Source organism: Pseudoblastomonas marina (genome assembly GCF_034374265.1).
GTDB classification, from domain to species: domain Bacteria; phylum Pseudomonadota; class Alphaproteobacteria; order Sphingomonadales; family Sphingomonadaceae; genus Alteriqipengyuania_A; species Alteriqipengyuania_A marina.
In genome coordinates this window covers 385888-412309 of the sequence record NZ_CP139718.1, presented here as the reverse complement: position 1 = coordinate 412309, position 26422 = coordinate 385888, and the positions used below count along the sequence as shown (strand labels likewise).

Genomic DNA, 26422 nt, shown 5'->3' with positions numbered 1-26422 from the left:
TTGTATTCGGTCCCACCGCACCTTAACATAAGTTGCAAAGGAGAACCCAATGACCACCACCGGCAAGCAGCTCTTCACCACGCTCGAAAGCGACGGCACCCTCACACTCGAAATCGCCGAGAGCACCTTCCCCGATCCGAAGGACAACCAGGTGCTGGTCAAGATGGAGGCCGCGCCGATCAACCCGTCGGACCTCGCGATCCTGACCGGGGCGGCCGATTTCGAGAACGCCGAATACTCGCCGGGCAAGGTGGTCGCCAACATGCCCGAACCGTTCAACACCGGTTCGAAGGCGCGTCACGGCCAGCGCCTCCCCGCGGGCAATGAAGGCGCGGGCACCGTCGTCGCTGCGGGCGACGGCGAGATGGCGCAAGCGCTGGTCGGGCAACGTGTCGCCTGCGTGCCCGGCACCGCGTTCAGCCAATATGCGATCGCCGATGCGACGATGTGCCTGCCGCTGGGCGATCACAGCGCCGAGGAAGGCGCATCGAGCTTCGTCAATCCGATGACCGCGCTCGGCTTCGTCGAGAACGCTAAGGCCGATGGCCAGGGCGCAATCCTCCACACGGTCGGCGCCTCCAATCTCGGCCAAATGCTCAACCGCATCTGCCAGGAAGACGGGATCGCGCTGGTCAATATCGTGCGCAAGGACGAGCAGGCCGAACTGCTCAAGTCGCAGGGCGCCGAATGGGTGGTCAATTCCTCCGACGACGATTTCATGGACCAGCTGCGCAAGGCGATCGATGCGACCGGCGCGTTCTACGGCTTCGATCCGATCGGTGGCGGCCAGATGGTCGACCATTGCTTCAAGGCGATGGAGCAGGTCGCGGTCGCGAAGATGGACGAATATTCGCGCTACGGCTCGAACCAGGCGAAGCGCATGTTCATCTACGGCCGGCTCGACTTCGGGCCGACCACCCTCACGCCGTCCTATGGCTTTGGCTGGACGCTGTCGGGCTGGCTGCTGACGCCGTTCCTCCAGAACGCCGGGATGGAAACGGTCATGCGGATGCGCCAGCGCGTGCTCGACAACCTCACCACCACCTTCGCCAGCAGCTACAAGAAGAAGGTCGGGCTCGAGGAAATGCTGACCAAGGATGCGATCCTCGATTATCGCAAGATGGCGACGGGCGAGAAATACCTCGTCACACCCAATGGCTGACCGCCGGTCCCGCACGAGAGCAGGCCGTAAAAACCGCAACGGGTGAAAATGGGCTCCGAGAGATCGGGGCCCTTTTTACTGTTCGGGTGCGGCCTCTTCCTCGCGCCGCCGCGGTTCGACACGGATTCCGTCCTCGTCGATGCGGAAATCGATCGGCACGTCGGCATCCCCCTCGATCACGACCTCGCCGTCGCGGATCCGCATGCGAGCTCCGTTCTCGCCGAGCGGGATATCCTCGATATCGGGCACGTCCTGCGGCTCGATCGGGGTGCCGGGGTCCTCCGCCGGGGCCGGCGAAGGCGACGGGAGCGCGACCCGACCGCCGAGCGCCGCGGTCATGAAGTCGCGCCAGATACGCGCCGGCACGGTGCCTCCCGAAACATTGCCGAGCGGCGAATTGTCGTCGTTGCCGACCCACACGCCGACCACGAGGTCTCCCGCAAAGCCGACGAACAGCGCATCGCGATTGTCCTGCGTCGTGCCGGTCTTGCCGAAATTGGGCACCCGCAGCATCGCCGCACGCCCGGTGCCCTTGTTGATCGCTGCACGCAGCAGCGTCTGCATGTCGTCCTGCACCCGGCGCGAGAAGCCGCCGCCGCTGGTCAACTGCTCGAACCAGCTCTTCTCCTCGGCCGGGAAGGCGCGCGGTTCGACCGGGTATTCGCCCGCCGCGACCGCAGCGTAGGCCGCGGTGAGTTCCATCAGCGTCATCGTCGAGGTGCCGAGCGCGACGCTCGGATCGCCCGGCGTGATCGACGAGCTCACACCCAGCCGCCGCGCGACATCGATCACCGCGTCGTCGCCGACTTTCTGCCACAGCCGCACCGCCGCGACGTTCGAAGAGCGCGCGAACGCCTCTTCGAGCGTGATCGCGTCCGAATAGCGCTCGCCCGAGTTCTGCGGGCGGTACGAACCCTCGGTGATCGGGCGGTTGTCGATCGTGTCGGTGGGTCGCATCCCCGCCTCGAGCGCGGCGAGGTAGACGAACAGCTTGAAGGTCGAGCCGGGCTGCCGCTTGGCCTGCGTCACGCGATTGAACGCGCTTTGCGAATAGTCGCGCCCCCCGACCATCGCGACGACTTCCCCGTTGGGACGCATCGCCACCAGCGCTACCTGCGCCCCGCCCGGTGCGCGTTCGACCGCTCGCCTGGCGGCCGCCTGCAACCGCGCATCGAGCGTGGTGGTGATCGTCGCGCGATTATAGCCGACCTCGGACAATTTCCGCGCCTCGGGCAGCGCCCAGTCGGCGAAATAGGTGCCGGTCGGCAGGTCGCGCTCGGTCCGGACGTCGAGCGCTGGCGGGCGCATTGCGGCGGCCTGCGCTTCGGTCAGGAAGCCTGCCTCGACCATCGAGCCCACGACCAGCCTGAAACGCTCCTTGGCGAGGTCGTAATTCTTGGTCGGCGCAAGCCGCGAGGGTGCCTTGAGCAGCCCTGCCAGCATCGCCGCCTGTTCGGGCTTCAGGTTCTCCGGCTTGCGGTAGAAATAATGCATCGAAGCCGCACGCAGCCCGTACATGTTGTCGCCGAAATAGGCGTTCGAGAGGTAGCGTTCGAGGATCTCGTCCTTGGTCAGTCGCGCTTCGAGCCAGAACGCGATCAGCGCCTCGCGCGCCTTGCGCGTGAGCGTCCGCTCAGGGGTCAGGAAGGTGAACTTGGCGAGCTGCTGGGTGATCGTGCTGCCCCCGCCCACGCCGGTGAAGACCGCGCGCCCTATCCCGCGCGGATCGACGCCCCAATGATCGTAGAACCGCCGGTCCTCGATCGCGAGGAAGGGCTGGATGACGTGCTCGGGCAGCTCGGCGACCTTGACCGGCTCGGCCACCATCGCCCCGTTGCGCGCGATCGGCGTGCCGTCTGCGGCGAGCAAGGTGATCTGCGGCGCAGCGATCGGCTGCAGCGACTTCGATAGCGGCGCGGTGATTGCGAGATAGGCGACGAGCAGCACGAAGATCGCGAGGCAAGCGAGCAGCCCACGCTTGATCCACCAACCCCACGAGTGACCCCCGGCAGGAGCGAGCTTGCCCGCCGCACCGCTCGCCCCGCCTTCAAGATCGGTCTCGAGTTCGGCCAGTCGCCGATCGTAATCGGACAGCCGCGCTTCGAACTGCGCACGCTCTTCGCGCTGGCGGCGCCCGAACGGCCAGAAGCGTCTCCATCCGGATTCGGTGTAGGTCGAACCGTGCATCACTGCTGTGTTAACAGCTTAAGACAGCTTTCGCCAAGCTTAACCTGCGCCGACGGCGCTTTCGGGCAATTCCTCGCCGAAAACGCGCTGGTAATATTCGGCCACAAGCATGCGTTCGGTCTCGTCGCACTTATTGAGGAACGAGAGGCGGAAGGCGAAACCGATATCGTCGAAGATCGCGGTATTCTGCGCCCAGGTGAGCACGGTGCGCGGGCTCATCACGGTCGAGATGTCGCCGTTGATGAAGCCCTGGCGGGTGAGGTCGGCGACCTTGACCATCGCGGTGACGGTCTTTTCGTCGACGCCCTGCGCCTTGGCCGAGACGATCTCGACCTCGGTGTCCTGCGGGAGATAGTTCAATCCGACGACGATGTTCCAACGGTCCATCTGGCCCTGGTTGATCGCCTGCGTACCGTGATAGAGCCCGCTCGTGTCGCCGAGGCCCACCGTGTTGGCAGTGGCAAACAGGCGGAAATACGGATCGGGGCGGATCACGCGGTTCTGGTCGAGCAGGGTCAGCTTGCCCTGTTGCTCGAGCACCCGCTGGATCACGAACATCACGTCGGGGCGACCGGCGTCGTATTCGTCGAACACCAGCGCCACCGGGTGCTGGAGCGCCCACGGCAGCAGGCCTTCGCGAAATTCGGTGACCTGCAGCCCGTCGCGGAGCACGATCGCGTCGCGACCGATCAGGTCGATCCGGCTGATATGCGCGTCGAGATTGATGCGCACAGTCGGCCAATTGAGCCGCGCGGCGACCTGTTCGATGTGGGTCGACTTGCCGGTACCGTGATAGCCCTGGATCATCACCCGGCGATCATGCGCGAAGCCGGCGAGCACCGCCTTCGTGGTCTGCGGATCGAAGACGTAATCCTCGTCGAGATCGGGCACGCGCTGATCGGCCTTGGAAAAGGCCGGGACCTTCCAGTCGAGATCGATACCGAAGGTTTCGCGCACGTCGACTTCGGTGTCGGGAGCGGCGAGAATGGTGGTTTCCATGGAGGTCGGCTTGCTATCGGTGCTCTCGGTCATGGCGGGCGAGTTAGGGAAGCGCGGGGCGGGCCGCAATAGCTATCCCCGCTCGACAGCAATGTTCGACCCGCGCATTGTGTGCCTCAATGACCCGTCCTTCCCCCTTCGACCGCGCGACCGAAGCGTTCCGTAGCCGCCTGGTGTCTCAGGTGCGCGCGACCTTCAATGACGTCGAGGGCGGCCAGCAACCGGTCCCGCCTTCCGACGAGGCGCTGTTCGAGCGCGATTCGCCGATCCGCATGGTCCATGCCGATGTCGTCGGAATGATGGTCGGCGGCGTGCGCGGACTGCTGCTGCAGATGCTCCATCCGCACGCATTGCAGGGCGTGCTCGATCATTCGGACTTCCGGGCCGACATGCACGGCCGGTTACGCCGCACCGCGCGCTTCATCGCAGTGACCACTTTCGGCCATCGCGACGAGGCGATGAATGCCATCGCGCGGGTCAATCGAATACACGGCCAAGTCAGCGGCAGGTTGCCTGACGGCACGCCCTACTCGGCGCGGAATCCGCGCACGCTCGCCTGGGTCCATCTGGCCGAAGCGCTGAGCTTCCTCGATGCCTATCGCGCCTTCGTCCGCCCCGACATGCCGCGCGCCGCGCAGGACGAGTATTTCCGCCAGTTCGCGGTCGTCGCGCGAATGCTCGATGCCGATCCGGTTCCCGAAAGCCGTTACGAAGCCGAACAGCTGTTCCGGGACTTCCGGCGCGAACTGGAGGGCTCCGCGCAGGCACGCGAGGTCGCGCAATTGGTGCTCGCCGCCAAGCCCGAAAGGGCCCCGGCAGCGGTCCAGCGCGCCATCGCGACTGCTGCTGTCGAACGACTGCCGCCCTTCGCCCGCGCCATGCTCGGCCTCGAGCGCCCCGGGATCGGCGCCCTGCCTGCCCGATTTGCCACGCAGGCGATGGGCCGCACGTTGCGCTGGGCGTTCCGACAGAACGACGGGTATCGCAACCCGGACTAGGCGTCGGCCTTGGGCGGGAGTTCGAAGCAGGCGAGCAGTCGTTCCGCCAGCGTGCGGTCTCCTTCGATCGTCAATCCCGCGTCGCGTTCGAGTTCGTCTAGTGGGACGTCGCCATAGACATGCGCGGCAATGATGGTGGCCGAAGGGGCGCGAATGATCGCATCGCATCCATCGAATTGTCCGCGGGCAATCGGGAGATCCCCGGTGAGCGAGGCGACGAAGGTCTCGCCCCCGATATCGAAGCCGACCGAGCCTTCCAGCGGCGCCAGCCGCTCACGTACAAGCATGGTGCGGAACGACAGCATCAACGAGACAGGCGACAGCGGCAATGTCGGGTCGTGCCGCGAAGAACGCGCGGCCCAGCGCCCCACCTCCTGGATCAGGGGCTCCGCGCACTGCCCCCAGTCCGTCAGCCCGTAGAGCCGCGCCGGCGTCGGGGGTGGCACCTCGATCCGTTCGACGACGCCCACGCCTTCGAGGCTTGCCAGTCGCTCGGTGAGAACCTTGGCCGAAATCCCCGGCAGGCTCGCGCGCAGGTCGGAAAACCGACGTGGCCCGAACATCAGCTCGCGGATGACCAGCAGCGCCCAGCGCTCACCGATCACCTCCATGCCGAAAGCCGTTCCGCACGCGTCGTCATACCACTTGCCGTGCAGTGTAGTTTCTTTTTGTAACTTCATTGTTGATTTATGTAACTGAGCGGGTCATTCTTCGCAAGTCGCGAGTCGGAAAAGGGAGAGAGCAAATGTATATCGACGGGTTCGTGATCGCGGTCCCCACCGCCAACAAGCAGAAATTCATCGACCATGCGAAATACGCGGACAGCGCCTTTGTCGACATGGGCGCGATCCGCATCGTCGAGTGCTGGGCCGACGACGTGAAGGACGGCAAGACCACCGATTTCCGCAAGGCGGTGAAAGCCGAAGAGAACGAGAGCGTGGTGTTCAGCTGGATCGAATGGCCCGACAAGGCGACGCGCGATGCGGCAATGGACAAGATGATGTCGGAGGATTTTGACGATCCGCGCATGGACATGGAGAAGAACCCCATGCCGTTCGACGGCGCGCGGCTGATCTATGGCGGCTTCGCCCCGGTCGTCGAACTCGGGGGAGACTGAGCGATGAACGACAAGCATGGCGATTTCATCTGGTACGAGCTGCTGACCGGCGATGCCGAAGGCGCGAAATCCTTTTACGGGCCGCTGCTGGGCTGGAAATTCGCCCGCGCCGACATGCCGGACATGGAGTACCACCTCATCACCAAGGACGGCGTCGAAGTCGGCGGGATCATGCCTCTGACAGCAGAGATGACCGCCGGCGGGGCCCAGCCGATGTGGGCCGGCTATGTCGCTGTCGACGATGTCGACAAGGCCGCCGAGCAGGCCACGGCGAAAGGAGCTTCGGTGCTGATGGCGCCGAGCGACATTCCCGATGTCGGACGCTTCGCGATGATCATGGATCTGCAGGGGGTGCCGATCTACCTGATGACGAGCGAGGGGGCGGTGAGCGAGAGCTTTGCCAAGCACGAACCGCGCGAAGGCCATTGCGCCTGGAACGAGCTCGTCACCGCCGATCCCACCGCCGCCAAGGCGTTCTACACCGACCTGTTCGGATGGGAGAAGGTCGACGAGATGGATATGGGCGAGATGGGCCTCTACGAAATGTTCTCGGTCAACGGCTACACGCTCGGCGCGATCATGAAGAAGCCGGACATGATGCCGTTTTCGGCATGGGTCTATTACCTGCGAGTGCCCGAGATCGACGCTGCGGCCGAATACGTGACGGCGCATGGCGGGCAGGTCATGACCGGGCCGATGGAGATTCCCGGCGGCGAATTCATCATCAACGGCACGGACCCGCAGGGCGCGTTCTTCGCATTGATCGGCAAGAAGGGGAGCTAGGCGGATGGCGCAATTCACATTCTATCACAACCCGATGAGCCGGGGCGCGATCGCTCATTGGGCGCTTATCGAAGCGGGCGCGGATTTCGAAACCGTGCTGGTCGAGTGGGGCGCAAAACCGGCGGGTCTCGCCAAGGCCAATCCGATGGGCAAGGTCCCGACCCTCGTCCACCATCACGGCGACCACGATCACGTGGTGACCGAGGCGGCAGCGATCTGCCACTATCTCGCGCATACTCACCCCGATTCAGGCCTGCTGCCCAACGACCACGAGGCGGCGAGCTATTTCCGCTGGCTGTTCTTCGCTGCCGGGCCGGTCGAAGCGGCGGTCACGGCCAAGGCGATGGGTTGGGAAGTCGACGAAGAGAAGCGCGCGATGGCGGGGTTCGGCACCTACGACCTCGTCGTCGACACGCTCGACGAGTGGCTGTCGGATCATGATTTCGTCTGCGGTGATCGCTTCACCATGGCCGATGTCTATGTCGGTAGCCAGGTCGATTGGGGACTGATGTTCGGCTCGATCCCCGAACGCGACGGCTTCAAGGCATACCAGCAGCGCATCCAGGCCCGTGCCGCCTACAAGGCAGCGCGCGCCGCCGATGCGAAACTTCACGCGGAGATGACCATTGGCTGACGAGAATGTCGCCCTCTGCCTGTGGTTCGAGAGCGGCGCCGAAGAGGCCGCGCGGTTCTATTGCGACCTGTTCCCCGACAGCGAGGTACACGCGGTCAATCGGTCGCCGAGCGACTGGCCCGGCGGCAAGGCGGGCGACGTCCTGACGATCGGCCTCACCCTCCTCGGCCTGCGCGCGATGGCGATGAACGGCAACACCGACGATACGTTCAGCAATGCGATGTCGCTGCAGGTCTTCACCGAGACGCAGGAGGAGACCGACCGCTACTGGGACGCATTGCTCGGCGACAACGGCACACCAATGGCCTGCAGCTGGCTCACCGACCGCTTCGGCATGCGCTGGCAGGTGATTCCGCGCGTGCTGATGGACGGGCTCGATCACGAAGACCCCGAGGTGCGCGGGAGGGTCTTCGCGGCCATGCAGCAAATGGTGAAGATCGACCATGCGGCGATCGAAGCCGCGATCGCGGGAGAATAGGCCATGCCCCGCAAGATTACCGGCGCCGCCTTCATCTCGCTCGATGGCATTGTGCAATCACCCGGTGGCCCGGACGAAGACCCGACCGGCGGCTTCGACGAGGGAGGCTGGGTCTTCAAGCTCTGGGACGAAGGGCTTGAGCCAACGCTCGGCGCGCTGTTCTCGGGCGAATACGACCTTCTGCTGGGTCGGCGGACCTACGATATCTTCGCAGCCTATTGGCCGTATGTCGAAGGCGAGAACAAGCCGATGGGCGAAGCCTTTGATCGCGCGAACAAATACGTGTTGACCCGCGCCGAGACGGAGCTCGAATGGCAGAACAGCCACCGGCTGGCTGGGGTGGACGATGTCGCGCAGCTCAAGGCAGGCGATGGTCCGCGCCTCGTGATCCAGGGGTCGAGCACGATCTACCCCGACCTCCTCGCCGCCGGGCTGATCGACGAACTCATCCTGATGATCTTCCCGCTCACGCTCGGCCAGGGCAAGCGCCTGTTCGGCACCGGGACGCCCGTCGATCGGCTCGAAATGACCGCGCATACGGTCACGCCCCGGGGCACCACCATCGCGACCTACCGCCCGGGCGGCGAACTCCCGCCCTATCCCGACACGGCCCCCGACCCGATCGAAAGCGAGGCCGAAGCGGTACGCCAGCAAAGGATGAAGGAGGGTCGCTGGTAAGGCACGGCGGGTTTCGGCCTTGATCTCGGCTCGCCGATCGAACCGGAACCACTCCGGCCGATCGGTGATTGGGAGGGCAAGGAGGCACGCAGTGACATATTACATTTCCACCACGCTCCAGGCTTCGTTCGAAGATGCGCTGGCAAGGACCGAACAGGCGCTCTCCGAAGAAGGTTTCGGGGTGGTGACGCGAATCGACATGCGTGAGACCCTGAAGCAGAAGCTCGGGGTGGATTTCCGCGCCTACACCATCCTCGGCGCCTGCAATCCTCAGGCTGCGTTCGAGGCGCTCCAGATCGAGGACAAGGTCGGGACGATGCTGCCGTGCAATGTCGTGGTTCAGCAGCAGGGCGAAAACGAGGTCGAAGTGGCGGCAATCGATCCGCTCGCATCGATGCAGGCGATCGACAACGGGAAACTCAAAGCCGCAGCGGAGGATATCCGGACCAAGCTTTCGAGGGTGATCCGTGCACTTGGCGGATGAACTTGGCCGTCACCCGATCGCGGACGATTTCCTGAGCAGCTGGTAGGCTTCGACTACGCGACCCAATCGCGCCTCGTGGCGGCGATCTCCGCCATTGCGGTCAGGGTGATAACGCCGAACGAGCTCGGAATAACGGCGGCGCAGGCGACGGCGGTCGACATCGAGGCCGAGCCCCATCGCGTCGAGCGCCTTGGCCTCTTCCTTGGTGAAGCGCCCGTCCTGCGCCATTTCTGCCTCGCGCCTGGACCGGCTCTTGATGCCGTGGGCACGCGCGCCGATCGCATCGAGCGGATCGTCGAAATCGGCCCAGCGCGGGAGCCCGTCCACCCCCGCAGTCGAAGTAAAGGCACGGCTGCCGGTCGCCCAGCCCGCCGAGGGCGACTGCGCGGCAAGGATTTCCTCCGCGCTCAAACCCTCGAAGAAATCGTAACCGGCATTGAATTCGCGCACATGATCGAGGCAGAACCAGCGATATTCGCCCGGTCCGTCGAAATTGGATCCGCGCCAGCCGGGAGCGCGAAATTCACCCGCTTCGCGGCAGGTCGGATGCTCGCACACCCGCTCGGCGCCTTCATGCCGTCCATGGAACCTGTCGCGTCGCACACCCTTTTATCTGGTATCGCTCCGTGCAATGAAAACCCCTTGAAGGACGAAGCATGACCCAAACCGGCCCGATCGAGCGCGAATTGCGCGCCATGCTGGAACGCGAACTTGCGCCGGAACGGCTCGAAATCGCCAATGACAGCGCAAGGCATCACGGCCACGCCGGTGACGACGGCAGCGGCGAATCGCATTTCTCGATCCTGGTCGAAAGCGACCGCTTCGAAGGTCTGACCCGGCTAGAACGCCAGCGGCTCGTCAACCGGGTGCTCGGCGACCTGCCCGGCCAACGCATCCACGCGCTGTCGGTCAAGGCGCTGGCGCCGGGCGAAAGCGCATGACCATGCCAATCACCCAGACGATCGAGCCGGTCACCCACGATCTCGGCCAGTTCGAGGTCCGGCGCGTGCTGCCCTCGCGGGCGCGGACCATGGTCGGTCCCTTCATCTTCGTCGACGAATTCGGACCCGCGCAGCTCGACCAGGGATCTGGCATGGACGTGCGCCCGCACCCGCATATCAACCTGGCCACCGTCACCTGGCTGTTCGAGGGCGCGATCGACCACCGCGACAGCCTCGGCACCTTCTCCACCATCCGCCCCGGCGCGGTGAACCTGATGACCGCGGGCAAGGGCATCGTCCATTCCGAACGCAGCCCGCAGGACGAACGCGACGGCGGCCCGCGCCTGTTCGGGATGCAGACCTGGCTCGCGCTGCCCGATCGCAAGGAAGAGATCGACCCCGCCTTCGAAACGCATGACGCCCTGCCCCTGATCGAGGATGGCCGGGCGAGCGCGCGAGTCATCATGGGCGAGCTGTGGGACGAAAGCGCGCCGACCACGACCCATGCGGAAACGATCTATGCCGAAATCAATCTCGCGCCCGGCGGCACCATCCCGGTCGACAGCGAGGCCGACGAACGCGCGGTGATGCTGGTCGACGGCGCGGCCAAGGCCGATGGCGTCGAGCTCGAACGCTATCGGCTCTACGTCCTCGCACCGGGGCGCGACATCGCGCTGGCATCGGCAACCGGGGCGAAGATCATGCTGCTGGGGGGCGAGGCATTCGACAGCGAACGCCACGTGTGGTGGAACTTCGTCAGCTCCAGCCGCGAGCGCATCCATCAGGCCAGGGAGGACTGGCGCAAGGAGCGGTTCCCTCTCGTCCCCGGCGACAGCGAGGAGCGCATCCCCATCCCCGACGGCCAACCCAAGACGGTAAGTTACCCATGAACGAAACGCCCGCGAAGACCGCCGAGGGGCAGGTCGTCTGGATCACCGGGGCCTCCTCGGGCATCGGCCGCGCGCTGGCGCATGAATGGGGCGCACGCGGTGCAAAGCTGATCCTGTCGGGACGCGATTTGCAGCGCCTGTCCGCAGTCGCCGACCGCACCGGCGCGGAGACCATCACGGTTCCGTTCGACGTGCGCGACAGCGAGGCAATGCAGCGCAGCGTCGAACGCGCGCTCGCCTGGGCCGGACGGATCGACGTGCTGGTCAACAATGCCGGGATCTCGCAGCGTAGCCTCGCGCTCGAAACCTCGATGGAGGTCTATCGGCAGATCATCGATATCGACCTCGTCTCACAGATCGAACTGACGCAGGCGATTTTGCCGAAAATGGTCTCACAGGGCGGCGGCAAGCTGGTCTTCATCTCTTCGATCGCGGGAAAGGTCGGCGTGCCGCTCCGCACCGCCTATTCCGCTGCGAAGTTCGGGCTGATCGGCTATGCCGATGCCTTGCGGGCCGAGGTGAAACAGCACGGGATCGACGTCCACGTGATCGCGCCTGGCTCGGTCGCGACCGACGTTTCGAAGAACGCGCTCGGTGCCGATGCCAAGCCGCGCGGCTTCAGCGACGAAGCAATCGACAACGGCATGCCGGTGGGCAAGGCCGCGCGCGAGATCGTCGATGCGGTGACCGCCGGTGAGCGCGAGGTGATCGTATCCGACGGTGCCGAGCGCCGGATGGGGGAACTGCGCAAGACCCAGGACGAGGTCTTCGACCGCATGGCCGCGCTGATGGAAGAGGGCTATGCCGAGAAGCTCGGCGCAAGCGGAGGGAAATGATGCACCAGCAACGGGTCAAACTCGCCAACGGGATCGAACTCGACGTGGTCGACGAGGGCCCGCGCGATGGCGAGGTCCTGATCTTCCTCCACGGTTTTCCCGAGAGCCACCGCACCTGGCGTCACCAGATCGCGCATTTCTCGAAACAATATCGCTGCATCGCACCCGACCAGCGCGGCTATCGCGGATCGTCGAAGCCGCAGGAGGTCGAGGCCTACACGCCCGACAAGCTGATCGGCGATGTCTTCCTCCTGGCCGACGCGCTCGAGGTCGAGAGTTTCACCGTGGTCGGCCACGATTGGGGTGGCGCGATCGCCTGGGGCGTGGCGCTGGGCGGGCAGATGAATGGCCGCGTGACCCGCGCCGTGATCGCCAACGCCCCCCATCCGGCGGTTTTCCAGCGGCTGCTCTATCTCGACGAGGGCCAGCGCCGCTCAAGCCAGTACATGCGCGGCTTCCGCGACACCGCCAACGACGAGCTGGTACGCGAACACGGGCTCGTCGGCATCCTGATGAAGGAAGTGAAGTGGGATCGTCCCTCCGCGATGGAGCAGGAAGAGCGCGACGCGCTGATGCGGGACTGGCAGGATCGCGACGCCGCCTTCGGCATGCTCAACTGGTATCGCGCGAGCCCGATCGACGTCCCCCCGATGGACGCCCCGTTCGAGATTCCCGAAAGCTACAACCCGCCGCCGCTACCCAAGCTGGCGATCCCGACGCTGGTGATCTGGGCAATGGACGATCTCGCCCTCCCTCCGCAGAACATCGAGGGGCTCGAAGAGGTGATCGACGACCTTACCATCGCGCAAGTGCCCGATTGCGGGCATTTCGTCCCGTGGGAAGCGCCGGAGGCGGTCAACGAGGCGATGGAATCGTTTCTGGGCCGCGCTTCGGCCTGACCACTAGGGCGCCACCCACTCGATCCACGCACCGTGCGGGTGCGCGTTGGTGAGCTGCACTTCCTCTTCGCCGCCGGGCCAGTGGCGCACGCGGCACTCATGCTTGTGCGTATTGCGGTTCGCCTCGACCGCGATCCACGCCAGCGGCGCATCTTTGGTCGCTTTCGCGCCGGCCGCCTCCATCGCCGCGGTGATCCGGGCCTTCTTGTCGTCGGGCAGGTATTGCCAGATCACCGAGTGCATCAGCACCTGCGTCTCCCCCTCCCGGCGCGGTTCGGCAAGCTGCGCCTCGACGAAGTCGGCGGCATCCGCCTGCACCAGCCCCGGCGGGCTTTCCATCGCGCTCGCGATCACGCGGTCGATCCGCATCAGCCGTTCGGTAAATTCGGGCCAGACATAGGCTTTCAGGCGCGCCTGTTCGGCCGGATCGGTGAGATCGATCGGTGCGATGTCGCACCCGATCGAGCGACGCAACCTGATCTCGCGATCGGGGGGCGGAGGCCCACGCCATTCGGGCGCCAGTTCCACCACCGGATTGCGCTTGCCCACGCGCACTCCGCCCAGATCGTAGGCGAAGCGCCGAAGCATGAGGTTCGCCCCCGCGCTCGAGCCGATTTCGAACGGCGCGAAGGTCGCGGGCAGTCCCCGGTCGGCGAGCCAGAGCATGGCGGCAATGAAATTCGCCGATCGTCCGATCTCGTTGGTCTGCGGCGGGGTATCGAGCCACGGCATCAGCACCGCCTCGTGACGCTCGATCACGTCGGCCAGCAGTTCCGTGACGTCCGACACGCGCTTGCCTGTATAGAGCGGCCTCAGATCCGGCTCCTCGCCCGACAGGTGCAGGGCGTGCAATCCGCCCGCCACGCGCAAGGGCAACGCATCGGCCAGCGGCGGCCCGGCCCAACGCCGGACTCGCTCCATCATCATCCCCCCGCGCGAAGTTTCGAGCAGGCCGTACACCCCCTCGCAGACGCAGGCGGTAATGTCGGCCCCGTTCGAGCGACAATAGGCGACCTGGTTCTCGAATGCGGTCGCCACCGCTTCGGCCCCGGTCGCGTCGATATCGATGGCTTTGTACTCGGCGTCCATCCACTCTCCTTGTCGCGTGCCACTGGCTGGCCTACATGGCCCGAAACTGCCGCGCTCCTATAGGGTAGCGCTCCCGGATTATCGAGGTTCCAGCATGAATGCCCCCGCCAACAAGCGCGCCACCGCCCGTTCCGCCGCCCGCCTCGGCGCGGTCCAGGCGCTTTACCAGCATCAGATGGAGGGCACCGCGCAGGCCAAGCTGCTCGACGAATTCCACCATCACCGCCTCGGCAAGGTGATCGAGGAAGAGGAATATGCCGAAGCCGACGTCGATTTCTTCGACGACCTGGTGGCCGGAGTGATCGCGCGCAAGGACGAGATCGACGCCAAGCTGGTCGAGAAGCTCGCCGAAGGCTGGACCATCGCGCGCCTCGACAAGACGATGGTGCAGATCCTGCGCTGCGGCGCCTACGAACTGATGGCCCGCCCCGACGTCCCCACCGGCGCGGCGATCGGCGAATATATCGACGTGGCCAAGGCGTTCTTCGACGACCGCGAAGCGAAGTTCGTCAACGGCGTGCTCGACGCGGTGGCCAAGGACGTACGCAACTGAGCGGCGAGTTCGACTTTATTGCGGGGTTGCGTGCGATCGCGACCGATCCCGCCGCACGCGGGTTGGACGACGACACCGCGGTCCTCGAAATCGGAAACGAAACACTCGTCCTGACGCAGGACACGATGGTCGAAGGGGTGCATGCGCTTTCTTCGCAGGACCCTGCAGATATTGCGTGGAAACTGGTCGCGGTGAACCTATCCGATCTGGCTGCCAAGGGTGCCGCACCGGTCGGGCTCCTGCTCAGCCATGCGCTTGGTAAAGACGACGAGCGCTTCCTGGCGGGCTTGCGGGAAGCGACCGAGCGGTTCGACACGCCATTGCTTGGTGGTGACACGGTGAGCATGCCGCAGGGAGCCCCTCGTAGCTGGACGCTGACCGCAATCGGGCGAGCCACCCATACGCCTGTCCCATCGCGCAGTGGGGCGCAGGCGGGAGATGCGATCTATGTCACCGGACCGCTTGGCGCGGCGATGATGGGCTTCGAGAAGCTGCGTGAAGGGACGGGTGCCGACAGCACCAGCTATCGTCGGCCACTGCCGCAGCTATCCGTGGGCCGGGCGCTGGCGCCGATCGTCACCGCGATGATGGATATCTCCGACGGCTTGCTGCTCGATGCCTGGCGAATGGGCGCTGCGAGTGGTGCAACGCTGGCGATAGACAGCACGGCCGTGCCGATCGCGGCGCCGGAAAATCGCCGCAGCGATGCGATGCGCTGGGGCGACGATTACGAACTGCTCTTCACAGCGCCGAACGAGGCAAAGCTACCTTGCGCAGTCCATCGCATCGGCACCGTCGAAGCTGGGGAAGTGCCATTGAAACTAGATGGCGAGGAATATGCGGGACCCGGAGGCCTCGGCTATCAGCACTGAGGCCTAGAGCGCCGAGCAATCCACTCCGCGCTTTTCCAGCACGGGCTTGAGCTCGTAATAGGCGTATTTCGTCCGGTGGTTCGGGATGCCCGGATAGAGGTGGTGAACGATGTGGTACTGCATGCCCATCGACATCCAATGGCCTACCCAGGTCTTGCCGAACCAGGTCCGGAACACGCGCGTGTTCTCGTAGCGGCCATGGCCGTCGCGCGGGTGGTGCGGGGCCCAGCTGAGCCAGAAACGGATGTAACTGAGGCCGATATGGCGCGGGAGCCACCACAGCAGCGCCACTTCGATCGCATAGCCGCTCCACGCCATGGTGAAGAACACCGCCATCGCGAACAGCTGCAGCATCATCGTGTCGCGCAGTGCCTTCTGCGCGCCCTTGGTCCCGATCCGTTCGAGTACGCGCTTGTAATGATGGATCGATCCGTCGGCGCCGGGCTGGCGGTTGAGCCATGTCTTGATCCAGGCCTTGAACGCGCTCGGAGCCTCGTCGGTATAGTCGGGATCGTTCTCGGGATGGTTGCAGTGATAGTGGTGATGCAGGTGCATCATCCGCGCCATCGAGAACGGAAAGATCAGGATGATCGTGCTGATTTCGCCGACCAGCTCGTTCCAGAACCGGTACTTGGTCCCGCGCCGCCCGATATTGTCGTGCATCGCCTCGTGGCTGGTGATGTAGCCGCCCGCAGCGAACACGCAGCTGGCGATGAAGCACGGCCACACCGGCAAGATATCTAGCATCGTCAGCGGGAAGAAGCTGAGCCACGCCAGGAAGCAACCGACCGTGATCACGGTGTAGATCCGCATCTGCTGCGGGGTCGACATATATTTCTTTGCGATGCGCTGCTCTTCCTTGCGCAATTGCAGGCGCGTGTGCTTGTCGAGCCCGTCGCCGGCACCCAGCGGGATCGCCAGGCGCGTCTCGGCATCGTCGCGTACCGGATCGTACAGCGCGGTCTCACCGGTGCGCATACCGATATCGTCGATACGGTCCATCAGACCCACCTTCCCCGCACGGTCGCATAAAGGCCCCAAGGCGCGCCGATCAGCAAACCGAACGCGATCAGCGAGAGGCCCCACGGCGCCTCCCAGCCGAATTCGGCCATGCTCTGCGCAATGAGGGGCGCAATGAAGCCGATCCCGAACAGGAACGGCATCACGAAGAACAGCTTTTTGAGAAAGGACTGCATGGCGCTTAACGTATTATAAACCATGAAATTGAGCAAGATTCCTTGCGGTTGCTTGCCAAATGCTGCGTCAAAACGGGGCAAAAGCGCAACGCATGGGGCTTGCCCTCCCTCTTTTGGCCGATATAGTTTCAAACTTCGGATTGGCTCTGTCGGGGAAGGCAGAGCCGATTTTTCATGCGCAACAGTTTTCCAAGGGGGAGCGCAATCTCGTGACATTGGTACAAATTTCCATCGTGCTGGGTCTGCTGGCGGTCGTTTACGGCTTCGTCACCAGTCGCCAGGTGCTAGGCGCAGGTGCCGGCAATGAGAAAATGCAGGAGATCGCCGGGGCGATCCAGGAAGGCGCGCAGGCCTACCTGAAACGACAATACACCACGATCGCCATGGTCGGCGTGGTGGTGGCCGGGGTGGTCTTCGTATTTCTCGGACCGATCCCGACGACCGGCTTCGTGGTCGGTGCGATCCTTTCGGGCGTAGCGGGCTTCATCGGGATGAACATCTCGGTGCGCGCCAACGTTCGCACCGCCGCAGCCGCGCAAAGCGGGCTGCAGCAGGGCCTGACCCTCGCCTTCCGCGCGGGTGCGATCACCGGCATGCTCGTGGCGGGCCTCGCGCTCCTCGCGATCGCGGTGTTCTACTGGTACCTGACCGGTCCCGGCGGCCATGCTGCCGATAGCGACGCAGTCGTCTACGGCCTGGTCGGGCTCGCATTCGGTGCCTCGTTGATCTCGATCTTTGCGCGCCTCGGCGGCGGCATCTTCACCAAGGCCGCCGACGTCGGTGCCGACCTCGTCGGGAAGGTCGAAGCCGGCATCCCCGAAGACGATCCCCGCAACCCGGCCGTGATCGCCGACAATGTCGGCGACAATGTCGGCGACTGCGCGGGCATGGCGGCGGACCTGTTCGAGACCTATGTCGTGACCGTCGGCGTCACCATGGTGCTAACCGCGTTGCTGTTCGGCGATATTCTGGGCGACCTGCTGACCCCGATGATGGCGCTCCCGCTGCTGATCGGCGGTGCCTGCATCGTCACCAGCATCATTGGCACCTATTTCGTGAAACTCGGCAAGGGCGGCACGAACGTGATGGGCGCGATGTACAAGGGCTTCGTCATTTCCGCGGTCCTCGCCGTGCCGCTGATCTGGTTCGTGATCGACTACGCGCTCGGAGGTATCGGCACCGAAATCGGTGCGGCTGCCTCGGGTGTCGATCCCGGCGCTCCGCTGGCCGAAGAAGGCACGGCGGAACAGATCGTCGCGTTCACTGGCTGGGACCTGTTCTGGTGCTCGGTCATCGGCCTCACCATCACCGGCCTGATCATCTGGATCACCGAGTACTACACGGGCACCAACTATCGCCCGGTGCGCTCGATCGCCAAGAGCTCCGAGACGGGTCATGGCACCAACGTGATCCAAGGCCTCGCCATCAGCCTCGAATCGACCGCCCTGCCCACGCTCGTGATCGTGGCGGGCATCATCGCGACCTTCCAGCTCGCCGGCCTCATGGGCATCGCCTATGCCGCCACCGCGATGCTGGCGCTGGCCGGGATGGTGGTCGCGCTCGACGCCTACGGCCCCGTTACCGACAATGCCGGTGGCATTGCCGAAATGGCGGGCCTCGACGAGAGCGTGCGGGAAAAGACCGACATGCTCGACGCGGTGGGCAACACCACCAAGGCCGTGACCAAGGGCTATGCGATCGGTTCGGCGGGCCTCGGCGCGCTGGTGTTGTTCGCCGCCTACACCACCGACCTGGCCAAGCTGTTCCCGGAAGCTGACGTCGATTTCAGCCTCGAGAACCCCTACGTCATCGTTGGCCTGCTGCTCGGCGCACTGCTGCCGTACCTGTTCGGTGCAATGGGCATGACCGCCGTCGGCCGCGCCGCCGGTGACGTGGTGGTCGACGTTCGCGACCAGTTCGCGAACGATCCGGGCATTATGGAAGGTACCAGCAAGCCGAACTACGCCAAGACGGTCGACCTGGTGACCAAGGCTGCGATCAAGGAAATGATCGTGCCGTCGATGCTGCCGCTACTGGCGCCGATCGTGGTCTATTTCGCGATCGACCTGATCGCGGGCCAGGAAAACGCGTTCGCGGCCGTCGGGGCATTGCTGCTCGGCGTGATCGTCGGCGGGATCTTCGTGGCACTTTCGATGACTGCCGGTGGCGGCGCGTGGGACAATGCGAAGAAGTACATCGAGGACGGCAATCACGGCGGCAAGGGCTCCGAGGCTCACAAGGCCGCGGTGACCGGGGACACGGTGGGCGATCCCTACAAGGACACCGCCGGCCCGGCCGTGAATCCGATGATCAAGATCACCAACATCGTCGCGCTGCTGCTGCTCGCGGCGCTCGCGGCCGGTTGATCGATCGAACCAGCGACCGCTCAACCGGTCAGGAAGGACCCCGCCGGAGCGATCCGGCGGGGTTTTTCATTCCGCCAGCGCGGCGAGAACGTCGCGCGTGAAGGCCTCGATGTCGAAACCCGATCCCGTCGGGTCCTCCCCGCGCCGGACGATAACGATGTCGCGGCTCGGCACGATCACGACATATTGCCCGCGATTGCCCGCCATGAAGAAGGTGTCCGCCGGGATGCCTTCGTGGTTATTGAACAGCCAGAATCCGGCGCCATAGCCCCAGCTGCGTCCTTCGGGCTGCGGTCCGGCGGGGCTGGATACGTATTCGACCCAGTCCTCGGGCAGCACGCGCTCGCCCGAGGGCAGCACACCATCGTCGAGATAGAGCTGCCCCAGCTTCGCCAGATCGCGCGCGGTCGCCCAGACCTGCGAAGACAGGATGTATTCGCCTCTCCAGTCGGTTTCCGCGACCGTGTGATCCATTCCCACCTTGGCGAAGAACTCGGCCGGCGGATGCGTGTCAAACGCCTCCGCGATCGCCCTCACCGCCATCAGCGTGTCGTTGTTGGCATAGCGGAAGACGGAGCCCGGCTCGTGCACCAGCGGCCATCCTCTCGCGGTGTCTTCGACCGTCGAGCCGCCGTAATAGAGCGGATCGGTCCGATTGCCCGGCGTATCCGAATAGCGGCCCGAAGCCATGCGCAGCAGGTGGTCGATCGTGATCGTCGCGCGCGGGTCGCCGGTTTCTGCTCCCAACCCGGCACTGGCATTCCGCCATGTGTCCATGCGGTGCTCCGCCGCACCAATCAGTGTCGCGGCGATGCTCTTGGCGACCGACCATGTCCGCTGCGGCACGGCCGGGCCGAAATCCTCCGCATAGCGTTCGCCCAGTAGCCTTCCGCCCTGCCTGACCAGCACCGCGGTAGTACGCGGACCAACCTGTGCGAACGCGCTATCGGCCGCCGCGATCAGCGCATCGTCGGTAAATGCAGCCACTACCATGTCGGTCGGTGCCAAATCGCTCGGGGGATTGACCGCGATCGGCTTATCGTAGCCGATCGGCATCAGCGAGCAGCCCTTGCCCGTCCGGTGCGCGGCGACGCGTGGCGCCATGTCGTCGCTCCATTCGACCTCGACCTTGGAGATCGGCGCGCCCATCTCGCGGATAACGTTGTAATTCATCTCCGCCATCAGCGTGTCGAGCGGAGGCTGTACCCCCCTAAGCTCCCAATCGAGCACGCTTTGCGTGTCGCGCGTCGCGCCGTTTCGTTCGGAATTGGCGATCGCGCTGCACAGGAACAGCGCCTTGTAGCCCGCGGCCAGCGCGCGGTCGTATCGAGCGTCGAGCTGATCCTGCTGGGATTGGGCCTGCACCGGCAGTGCGACCAGCGAAGAGGTGGCGATGAGGGCGAATGCGAGAGCTTTGGTCTTCATGTCAGGCTCTGTGACGTGATCGCTCGGCACGCGCAAAGAAAAAGGGCCGGACGTTTCCGCCCGGCCCTTCCCGTTGTTCAAGCGAAGCGCGACTTACGCGTCTTCGAAATCGGTTTCTTCGGTCATCGCCGGGCCGCTGTCCTGGCCCTTGGCATCTTCGTCGCGGTCGACGAATTCGATGATCGCGAGCTGTGCAGCGTCGCTTGCGCGATAGCCGGCCTTCACGATGCGGGTGTAGCCGCCCTCACGGTCCGAATAACGATCGGCCAGCACGTCGAACAGCTTCTTGAGCTGCGTCTCGTCGAGCAGGCGAGCCTGCGCGAGACGACGGTTCGAAAGGCCGCCACGCTTGGCCAGCGTGATCAGCTTCTCGACGTAGGGACGCAGTTCCTTCGCCTTGGGCAGCGTGGTGGTGATCTGTTCGTGCTTGATCAGCGCGGCCGCCATGTTGCGGAAAAGGGCCTTGCGGTGGCCCGACTTGCGCGAAAGCTTACGCTGCGAAATTCCGTGACGCATATTTCATTCCTTCGTTCGTAGAGGGCCCGTACGAGGTAGCCCGATACGGGCCGGATTGACGGGTCCGGCCCATGCCCGATGACGGTTCCGTGCGAGGGTTTAGCCCAGCAGCTCCTGTTCGAGCTTCTTGGCCATTTCCTCGATGTTTTCCGGCGGCCAGCCGGGGATGTCCATGCCGAGGCGCAGACCCATCGAGCTGAGCACTTCCTTGATCTCGTTGAGCGACTTGCGGCCGAAATTCGGCGTGCGCAGCATCTCGGCTTCGGTCTTCTGGACCAGGTCGCCGATATAGATGATGTTGTCGTTCTTGAGGCAATTGGCCGAACGCACCGACAGTTCGAGCTCGTCGACCTTCTTGAGGAGGTAACGGTTGAGCTGGTTGGTGTCGCTCTCTTCCGGCTGCGCGGCCTGGCCGATCATGCCCGGCTGCGGCTGCGGGATGCCGTCTTCGAAGTGGACGAACAGCGTCAGCTGGTCCTGAAGGATGCGCGCGGCATAGGCGATCGCATCTTCGGGCGTGACGGTGCCGTCGGTCTCGATCGTGAGGCTCAGCTTGTCGAAATCGAGTTCCTGCCCGACGCGGGCGTTCTCGACCTTGTAGCTCACCTGGCGGATCGGCGAATACAGCGAGTCGACCGGGATCAGGCCGATCGGCGCATCGGCCGGACGGTTGGCAACGGCAGGCTTGTAGCCCTTGCCGGTGTCGGCGGTGAGTTCCATGTTGAGGGTCGCGCCATCGTCGAGGTGACAGAGCACGAGATCCTTGTTCATGATCTCGATATCGCCCGAAACCGCGATGTCGCCGGCCTTCACTTCACCCGGACCGGTGGCGGAGAGCTGTAGCCGCTTGGCGCCTTCGCCTTCCATCTTGAGCGCGATCTGCTTCACGTTGAGCACGATGTCGGTGACATCTTCGCGCACGCCCGCGAGCGAGGAGAATTCGTGCAGCACGTTCTCGATCTTGATCGAGGTGATCGCGGCACCCTGCAGGCTCGAAAGCAGCACGCGGCGCAGCGCATTGCCGAGCGTCAGGCCGAAGCCGCGCTCGAGCGGTTCGGCGATGAAGGTCGCCTTGCGCTTCTTGTCGCCGCCTTCCTTGACGTCGAGTTTGCCGGGCTTCTTGAGTTCCTGCCAGTTCTTGGTGTTGACGGACATCGGGTTCCCCTTGGGAGTTGGTTCTGGCGTGGAAACGGCCGCAGGGCTCTATACGAGCCGCGGCCGATCCGAATTCGATCGACGGGCGCATGCCCGCCGGTAACTCAGGTCAGACGCGGCGGCGCTTGGACGGCCGAACCCCGTTATGCGGGATCGGCGTCACGTCGCGGATCGAGGTGATGGTGAAGCCCACCGCCTGCAGTGCGCGGAGCGCACTTTCGCGACCCGAGCCCGGGCCCTTGATTTCGACTTCGAGCGTGCGGACACCGTGTTCGGCGGCCTTCTTGCCCGCGTCGTCTGCGGCGACCTGAGCGGCATAGGGCGTCGACTTGCGGCTGCCCTTGAAGCCCATCATGCCGGCCGACGACCAGCTGATCGCGTTGCCCTGGGCATCGGTGATCGTGATCATCGTGTTGTTGAAGCTGGCGTTTACGTGCGCGACGCCGCTGGAGATGTTTTTCCGCTCGCGGCGCTTAATGCGTCCTGGTTCGCGTGCCATGTGTGGTTCCTGTGTCTCTTAGATAGGAAGGAAAGCTGCTGCCGCCAGCAATGCCGACGGCGAGGCGCTTACTTCTTCTTGCCGGCGATCGGCTTGGCCTTGCCCTTGCGGGTGCGCGCATTGGTGTGCGTGCGCTGGCCACGGGTCGGCAGGCCGGCGCGATGGCGCAGGCCACGATAGCTGCGGAGGTCCATCAGGCGCTTGATGTTCATCGCGGTGTTACGACGAAGATCGCCCTCGACGGTGTAGTCCGCATCGATCGTTTCACGGATCTGCAGGATTTCCTGATCGGTCAGGTCCTGCACACGCGCGGTGCGGTCGATACCCAGCTTGTCGGCGATTTCCACGGCGGTCGTGCGACCGATCCCGTGGATGTAGGTAAGCGCGATGATCACGCGCTTGTTGGTGGGGATGTTGACCCCGGCAATACGAGCCACTTACTTCTCCATGCTCCACAGGGGTTTGGCCGCCAAAGGTTATCTCAGGCTGGCGAGCCCCCTATCTCAACGCTCTTTCGCACAACCGACCGGTCGCAAATGAAAAAGCCCGACAATGGCACCAATCGGTGGGGCCAGCCGGACATTTTTGAAAACCTGTCGGTGTGAAGGGCGCGCTTAGTGCGATTCGCGCGCGCTGTCAACGCCGCGCATCGGCGCGCGACAACCGGACGGCGCGAACGCCGCCTCCCGGTCATGGACGGTTTATATCGCGTAGGAAGGCACCGGTCAAAACGACCTGTCCCGACTGCGGTGTCGTTCAGCGCTGCGGTTCGGGAGTATCGCCGAAGGCGGCGCCGAAATCATCGTCCTGTTCGTCGCCAGCATCGTCAGGCTGTGCGGGTTCGGCATCGCTCGTTTCGCGTTTGGCCGGTGCCTTGCCGAGCGCTGCGGCGCCGAGCCGATTACCCTGCTCGGCAATCACGGCATCGACCGCAGCGGCGAGCCGCGGAAGCGCGCCGCGGAAATTGCCACTGACCGAATACTCGACGCTGATCGTCGTCCCGCCGGTCGCGCGCTCGCGCAGCACGAAGGTCAGGATTCCGGTCACCGCGTCCTGCTGGAGCGGCCCCAACGAGCCGCGCAGGCGGAGCCGGACGCCCGGTTCGATGTAGACCACCCGGGCGTGCTCGACGCCAAGGTGGTCGGCGATTTCGCAAAAGCATCCCCCGGGTGCCGCCTCGAGCGAGAGATTGGCGGCATCGCCCGAAAACGAGTGCTCCGGGTTCCAGAACTTCGCCGGATCCACCAGCGTGCGCCAGACCGCTGCGGGGGACGCGTCGGTCTCGACGATGTGGATGATGCGGAAGCCGCGCTCGTCTTGCTGGACAATATTGGCGGCCGACGCCGTCGGAACGGCGATACCGGCGCCAGCGACGGCGAGTGCCATGGCTGCGATCATGGGACGCATGCGATTCTCCTGTGATGTCAGAGCAAGCCTAGCCGCGTGCGAACGCGCGGCAAAGCGTCATTCGCCGTGCAGGATCGCTTCGATCGCCTGGGTGACCTCGTCGATCCCGCCCATGCCGTCGACCCGGCTGACGATGCCGCGCTTCTCGTACGGAGCGAGGATCGGCTGCGTCTTGGCACGATATTCCGCCATACGGGTGCGCACGGTTTCCTCGTTGTCGTCGGGACGGCGTTTGAACTCGGTGCTGCCGCACTTGTCGCACACGCCATCGACCTTCGGCGGGTTGGCCGTATCGTGATACAGCGTCCCGCATTCGGCACAGGCGAAGCGGCCCACGATCCGACGCACGAGCGCGTCTTCGTCCACCTCGAGTTCGATCACGTGGTCGAGCTTGCGGTCGCGCTCGGCAAGCAGGAAATCGAGCGCGTCGGCCTGTTCGGCGGTGCGCGGGAATCCGTCGAAGATCGCGCCCTGCCCTTCTGGCATCGCGTCGAGGGCCTCGCCGATCAACGCGGAAACGATCGCATCGGACACGAGCTCGCCGCGGTCCATGACCTTTTTCGCTTCGACGCCGACCGGGGTCTGCGCCTTGACCGCGGCGCGCAGCATGTCGCCGGTCGACAGCTGTGCCATGCCGTGGCGTTCGACCAGGCGGTGCGACTGGGTACCCTTGCCCGCGCCGGGAGGTCCAAGAAGGATGATGTCCATCGGTCTCAAGCTCTCCGTCTCGGCGCCGGCATCAGCGCAGGCGGCCCTTCAATTTCGCTTTCTTGATGAGGTCGCCATACTGGTGCGCCAGCAAGTGCGACTGGATCTGGCTGACCGTGTCTACCGTGACGTTCACGACGATCAGCAGGCTGGTACCGCCGAGGAAGAACAGCGGCAGCCCGGTCTGCGCGATGACGTATTCGGGCACGGTGCAGACCAGCGTCAGGTAGATCGCGCCGACCACCGTGATGCGCGTCAGCACGTAGTCGAGATAGTCGGCGGTCCGCTTACCTGGACGAATGCCGGGGATGAAGCCGCCATTGCGCTTCAGGTTGTCAGCCGTCTCTTCCGGATTGAACACCACCGCGGTGTAGAAGAAGGTGAAGAATACGATCAGCGCGGCATAGAGCAGCATGTAGAGCGGCTGACCGTGCTGCAGGTACAGTAGCACCGTACCGAGCGCTCCGCCGACGCCGCTTTCGGCATCGAGCTGGTTGCCCGCGAACTGCGTGATCGTCAACGGCAAGAGCAGCAGCGAACTCGCAAAAATCGGCGGGATCACGCCAGCGGTGTTGAGCTTCAAGGGCAGGTGCGAACGGTCGGCCTGCATCATCCCGCGTTGGTTGGCGCGCTTGGGATACTGGATCAGCAGGCGACGCTGGGCGCGCTCCATGAAGCAGATGCCGAGGATCAGCACCACAATCATCACGATCAGGCCGATGATCAGGAAGGACGAGATCGACCCCGAGCGCGCGCCTTCGAGCATGTTGCCGACGAATTGCGGCATCTGGGCGACGATGCCTGCCATGATGATCAGCGAGACGCCGTTGCCGATCCCGCGCGAGGTGATTTGCTCGCCCAGCCACAGCAGGAACATCGTGCCGCCGATCAGCGAGATGACCGCACCGATGCGGAACATGTAGCCCGGATTGACGACCGCCTGGATCCCGTTCGATGCTGCAAAGGCTTCGAGACCGGCGGCGATGAACCACCCCTGGATCGCGCACAGGAAGACCGTGCCATACCGGGTGTACTGGTTGAGCTTCTTGCGGCCCGCTTCGCCCTCTTTCTTGAGCGCCATCAGCGACGGATGCAGCGCGGCGGCCATCTGGATGACGATCGACGCGGTGATGTAGGGCATGACGCCGAGCGCGATGAGGCTCATGCGCTCGAGGCTGCCGCCCGAAAAGGTGTTGAAGATGTCGAGGATGCCGCCCTGGGCGTTCTCGTACAGATTGGCGAGCGCGAGCGGGTTGACCCCCGGCAGCGGAACGAAGCTCAGGAAGCGGAACACGACCAGCGCACCGATCGTGAACCAGATGCGTTGCTTTAGTTCGGTCGCCTTCGAAAAATTGGCGAGGCTGAGGCCGCTGGCCATGTTGTCGGCGCGTGATGCCATGGGAAATCTGGTCCTGATTTTCGCCGGCCCTCCCGGCGTGGACAGGAGAGATAGGGAGCCGTGTCGCGGTTGTCGAACCCTACCCCGGGAAAAAGCGCCATCCCGGGCCTCGAACCCGGATCCCTATCCACAGGCGCAGCGGCGCGAGGGG

At 64.6% G+C, this 26422-nt stretch carries 30 protein-coding genes; 15 read left to right on the top strand and 15 right to left on the bottom strand.

All coding sequences use genetic code 11. The features are described from left to right. Nucleotides 1-49: 49 nt before the first annotated feature. The gene (locus T8S45_RS02015) at nucleotides 50-1162 is read left to right on the top strand and encodes a zinc-binding dehydrogenase (protein ID WP_188641389.1); all 1113 of its coding nucleotides are present in this window, start codon (nucleotides 50-52) and stop codon (nucleotides 1160-1162) included. 75 nt (nucleotides 1163-1237) lie between these two features. On the opposite strand, the gene T8S45_RS02010 is transcribed toward T8S45_RS02015, so the two are convergent. Beyond that, nucleotides 1238-3349, bottom strand: coding sequence for a transglycosylase domain-containing protein (locus tag T8S45_RS02010; RefSeq protein ID WP_322294482.1), 2112 nt, complete (start codon nucleotides 3347-3349; stop codon nucleotides 1238-1240). A gap of 39 nt (nucleotides 3350-3388) precedes the next feature. Then, entirely contained in the window at nucleotides 3389-4381 is a 993-nt protein-coding gene (cobS, locus tag T8S45_RS02005) for a cobaltochelatase subunit CobS (protein WP_188641387.1), read from the bottom strand. An 86-nt stretch (nucleotides 4382-4467) separates the two neighbouring features. Between cobS and T8S45_RS02000 the strand changes: the two genes are divergently transcribed. Next, complete coding sequence (locus T8S45_RS02000) at nucleotides 4468-5346, top strand: oxygenase MpaB family protein (RefSeq protein ID WP_322294481.1); 879 nt, start codon at nucleotides 4468-4470, stop codon at nucleotides 5344-5346. Here T8S45_RS02000 and T8S45_RS01995 read toward each other — a convergent pair. Continuing rightward, nucleotides 5343-6026 (bottom strand): winged helix-turn-helix transcriptional regulator, encoded by a 684-nt coding sequence (locus T8S45_RS01995; protein ID WP_322294480.1) that lies wholly within the window; start codon nucleotides 6024-6026, stop codon nucleotides 5343-5345. The two genes, T8S45_RS02000 and T8S45_RS01995, sit on opposite strands and share 4 nt — an antisense overlap. A 65-nt stretch (nucleotides 6027-6091) precedes the next feature. On the opposite strand from T8S45_RS01995, the gene T8S45_RS01990 reads away from it, so the two are divergent. The 6 genes from T8S45_RS01990 to T8S45_RS01965 all read left to right on the top strand — a co-directional run bounded on the left by T8S45_RS01990 (nucleotide 6092) and on the right by T8S45_RS01965 (nucleotide 9520). Continuing rightward, nucleotides 6092-6463, top strand: coding sequence for a DUF1428 domain-containing protein (locus T8S45_RS01990; protein WP_322294479.1), 372 nt, complete (start codon nucleotides 6092-6094; stop codon nucleotides 6461-6463). Nucleotides 6464-6466: 3 nt separating this feature from the next. Continuing rightward, the gene (locus T8S45_RS01985) at nucleotides 6467-7246 is read left to right on the top strand and encodes a VOC family protein (RefSeq protein WP_322294478.1); all 780 of its coding nucleotides are present in this window, start codon (nucleotides 6467-6469) and stop codon (nucleotides 7244-7246) included. A 4-nt stretch (nucleotides 7247-7250) separates the two neighbouring features. Continuing rightward, complete coding sequence (locus T8S45_RS01980) at nucleotides 7251-7880, top strand: glutathione S-transferase family protein (protein ID WP_322294477.1); 630 nt, start codon at nucleotides 7251-7253, stop codon at nucleotides 7878-7880. Continuing rightward, entirely contained in the window at nucleotides 7873-8358 is a 486-nt protein-coding gene (locus T8S45_RS01975; protein ID WP_322294476.1) for a VOC family protein, read from the top strand. Before T8S45_RS01980 ends, T8S45_RS01975 begins: the two co-directional genes overlap by 8 nt. 3 nt (nucleotides 8359-8361) lie before the next feature. Beyond that, nucleotides 8362-9036: a dihydrofolate reductase family protein gene (locus tag T8S45_RS01970; protein WP_322294475.1), complete on the top strand. Its 675-nt coding sequence runs from the start codon at nucleotides 8362-8364 to the stop codon at nucleotides 9034-9036. Nucleotides 9037-9127: 91 nt separating this feature from the next. Then, entirely contained in the window at nucleotides 9128-9520 is a 393-nt protein-coding gene (locus T8S45_RS01965; RefSeq protein ID WP_322294474.1) for a DUF302 domain-containing protein, read from the top strand. Nucleotides 9521-9529: 9 nt separating this feature from the next. On the opposite strand, the gene T8S45_RS01960 is transcribed toward T8S45_RS01965, so the two are convergent. Then, the gene (locus T8S45_RS01960) at nucleotides 9530-10123 is read right to left on the bottom strand and encodes a DnaJ domain-containing protein (RefSeq protein ID WP_322294473.1); all 594 of its coding nucleotides are present in this window, start codon (nucleotides 10121-10123) and stop codon (nucleotides 9530-9532) included. Nucleotides 10124-10176: 53 nt separating this feature from the next. Here T8S45_RS01960 and T8S45_RS01955 point away from each other — a divergent pair, with 53 nt between their 5' ends. Genes T8S45_RS01955 through T8S45_RS01940 form a run of 4 tightly spaced genes read left to right on the top strand, consistent with a single transcriptional unit; the run spans nucleotide 10177 to nucleotide 13086 of the window. Next, entirely contained in the window at nucleotides 10177-10461 is a 285-nt protein-coding gene (locus T8S45_RS01955; RefSeq protein ID WP_322294472.1) for a BolA family protein, read from the top strand. Further along, nucleotides 10458-11351, top strand: coding sequence for a pirin family protein (locus T8S45_RS01950; RefSeq protein ID WP_188641376.1), 894 nt, complete (start codon nucleotides 10458-10460; stop codon nucleotides 11349-11351). Before T8S45_RS01955 ends, T8S45_RS01950 begins: the two co-directional genes overlap by 4 nt. Then, nucleotides 11348-12187, top strand: coding sequence for an SDR family NAD(P)-dependent oxidoreductase (locus T8S45_RS01945; protein WP_322294471.1), 840 nt, complete (start codon nucleotides 11348-11350; stop codon nucleotides 12185-12187). Before T8S45_RS01950 ends, T8S45_RS01945 begins: the two co-directional genes overlap by 4 nt. Beyond that, nucleotides 12184-13086: an alpha/beta fold hydrolase gene (locus tag T8S45_RS01940; RefSeq protein ID WP_322294470.1), complete on the top strand. Its 903-nt coding sequence runs from the start codon at nucleotides 12184-12186 to the stop codon at nucleotides 13084-13086. Before T8S45_RS01945 ends, T8S45_RS01940 begins: the two co-directional genes overlap by 4 nt. A gap of 3 nt (nucleotides 13087-13089) precedes the next feature. Here T8S45_RS01940 and T8S45_RS01935 read toward each other — a convergent pair whose 3' ends face one another. After that, nucleotides 13090-14175, bottom strand: coding sequence for a DUF2332 domain-containing protein (locus T8S45_RS01935; protein WP_322294469.1), 1086 nt, complete (start codon nucleotides 14173-14175; stop codon nucleotides 13090-13092). Nucleotides 14176-14269: 94 nt separating this feature from the next. On the opposite strand from T8S45_RS01935, the gene nusB reads away from it, so the two are divergent. Together nusB and thiL are read left to right on the top strand one after the other, a co-directional pair. Then, nucleotides 14270-14728, top strand: coding sequence for a transcription antitermination factor NusB (nusB, locus tag T8S45_RS01930; RefSeq protein WP_188641372.1), 459 nt, complete (start codon nucleotides 14270-14272; stop codon nucleotides 14726-14728). Continuing rightward, nucleotides 14725-15600 (top strand): thiamine-phosphate kinase, encoded by an 876-nt coding sequence (gene thiL, locus T8S45_RS01925; RefSeq protein ID WP_322295178.1) that lies wholly within the window; start codon nucleotides 14725-14727, stop codon nucleotides 15598-15600. The genes nusB and thiL overlap by 4 nt, the downstream gene beginning before the upstream one ends. A 3-nt stretch (nucleotides 15601-15603) precedes the next feature. On the opposite strand, the gene T8S45_RS01920 is transcribed toward thiL, so the two are convergent. Both T8S45_RS01920 and T8S45_RS01915 read right to left on the bottom strand, forming a co-directional pair. Next, nucleotides 15604-16602, bottom strand: a complete 999-nt coding sequence (locus tag T8S45_RS01920; RefSeq protein ID WP_322294468.1) for a fatty acid desaturase — start codon at nucleotides 16600-16602, stop codon at nucleotides 15604-15606. Next, nucleotides 16602-16832, bottom strand: coding sequence for a hypothetical protein (locus tag T8S45_RS01915; protein WP_322294467.1), 231 nt, complete (start codon nucleotides 16830-16832; stop codon nucleotides 16602-16604). The genes T8S45_RS01920 and T8S45_RS01915 overlap by 1 nt, the downstream gene beginning before the upstream one ends. A gap of 173 nt (nucleotides 16833-17005) precedes the next feature. On the opposite strand from T8S45_RS01915, the gene T8S45_RS01910 reads away from it, so the two are divergent. Next, nucleotides 17006-19162: a sodium-translocating pyrophosphatase gene (locus T8S45_RS01910; protein WP_188641369.1), complete on the top strand. Its 2157-nt coding sequence runs from the start codon at nucleotides 17006-17008 to the stop codon at nucleotides 19160-19162. 66 nt (nucleotides 19163-19228) lie between these two features. Here T8S45_RS01910 and T8S45_RS01905 read toward each other — a convergent pair whose 3' ends face one another. From T8S45_RS01905 to secY, 8 genes are all read right to left on the bottom strand, one after another. Beyond that, on the bottom strand, nucleotides 19229-20587 hold the full coding sequence (locus tag T8S45_RS01905; protein ID WP_322294466.1) for a serine hydrolase domain-containing protein: 1359 nt from the start codon (nucleotides 20585-20587) through the stop codon (nucleotides 19229-19231). Between the two features lie 93 nt (nucleotides 20588-20680). After that, nucleotides 20681-21103: a 50S ribosomal protein L17 gene (gene rplQ / locus T8S45_RS01900; protein ID WP_188641367.1), complete on the bottom strand. Its 423-nt coding sequence runs from the start codon at nucleotides 21101-21103 to the stop codon at nucleotides 20681-20683. A gap of 99 nt (nucleotides 21104-21202) precedes the next feature. Continuing rightward, nucleotides 21203-22258, bottom strand: a complete 1056-nt coding sequence (locus tag T8S45_RS01895) for a DNA-directed RNA polymerase subunit alpha (protein ID WP_188641366.1) — start codon at nucleotides 22256-22258, stop codon at nucleotides 21203-21205. A 109-nt stretch (nucleotides 22259-22367) separates the two neighbouring features. Further along, nucleotides 22368-22757: a 30S ribosomal protein S11 gene (rpsK, locus tag T8S45_RS01890; RefSeq protein WP_160616633.1), complete on the bottom strand. Its 390-nt coding sequence runs from the start codon at nucleotides 22755-22757 to the stop codon at nucleotides 22368-22370. Nucleotides 22758-22825: 68 nt separating this feature from the next. After that, nucleotides 22826-23194, bottom strand: a complete 369-nt coding sequence (rpsM, locus tag T8S45_RS01885) for a 30S ribosomal protein S13 (RefSeq protein WP_188641365.1) — start codon at nucleotides 23192-23194, stop codon at nucleotides 22826-22828. A gap of 319 nt (nucleotides 23195-23513) precedes the next feature. Then, nucleotides 23514-24164 carry an SRPBCC family protein gene (locus T8S45_RS01880; RefSeq protein WP_322294465.1) on the bottom strand — a complete coding sequence of 217 codons (651 nt, stop codon included), beginning with the start codon at nucleotides 24162-24164 and terminating at the stop codon, nucleotides 23514-23516. Nucleotides 24165-24221: 57 nt separating this feature from the next. After that, nucleotides 24222-24872, bottom strand: a complete 651-nt coding sequence (locus T8S45_RS01875) for an adenylate kinase (RefSeq protein WP_188641363.1) — start codon at nucleotides 24870-24872, stop codon at nucleotides 24222-24224. A 31-nt stretch (nucleotides 24873-24903) separates the two neighbouring features. Next, nucleotides 24904-26271, bottom strand: coding sequence for a preprotein translocase subunit SecY (gene secY / locus T8S45_RS01870; RefSeq protein ID WP_188641362.1), 1368 nt, complete (start codon nucleotides 26269-26271; stop codon nucleotides 24904-24906). Nucleotides 26272-26422: the final 151 nt, after the last annotated feature.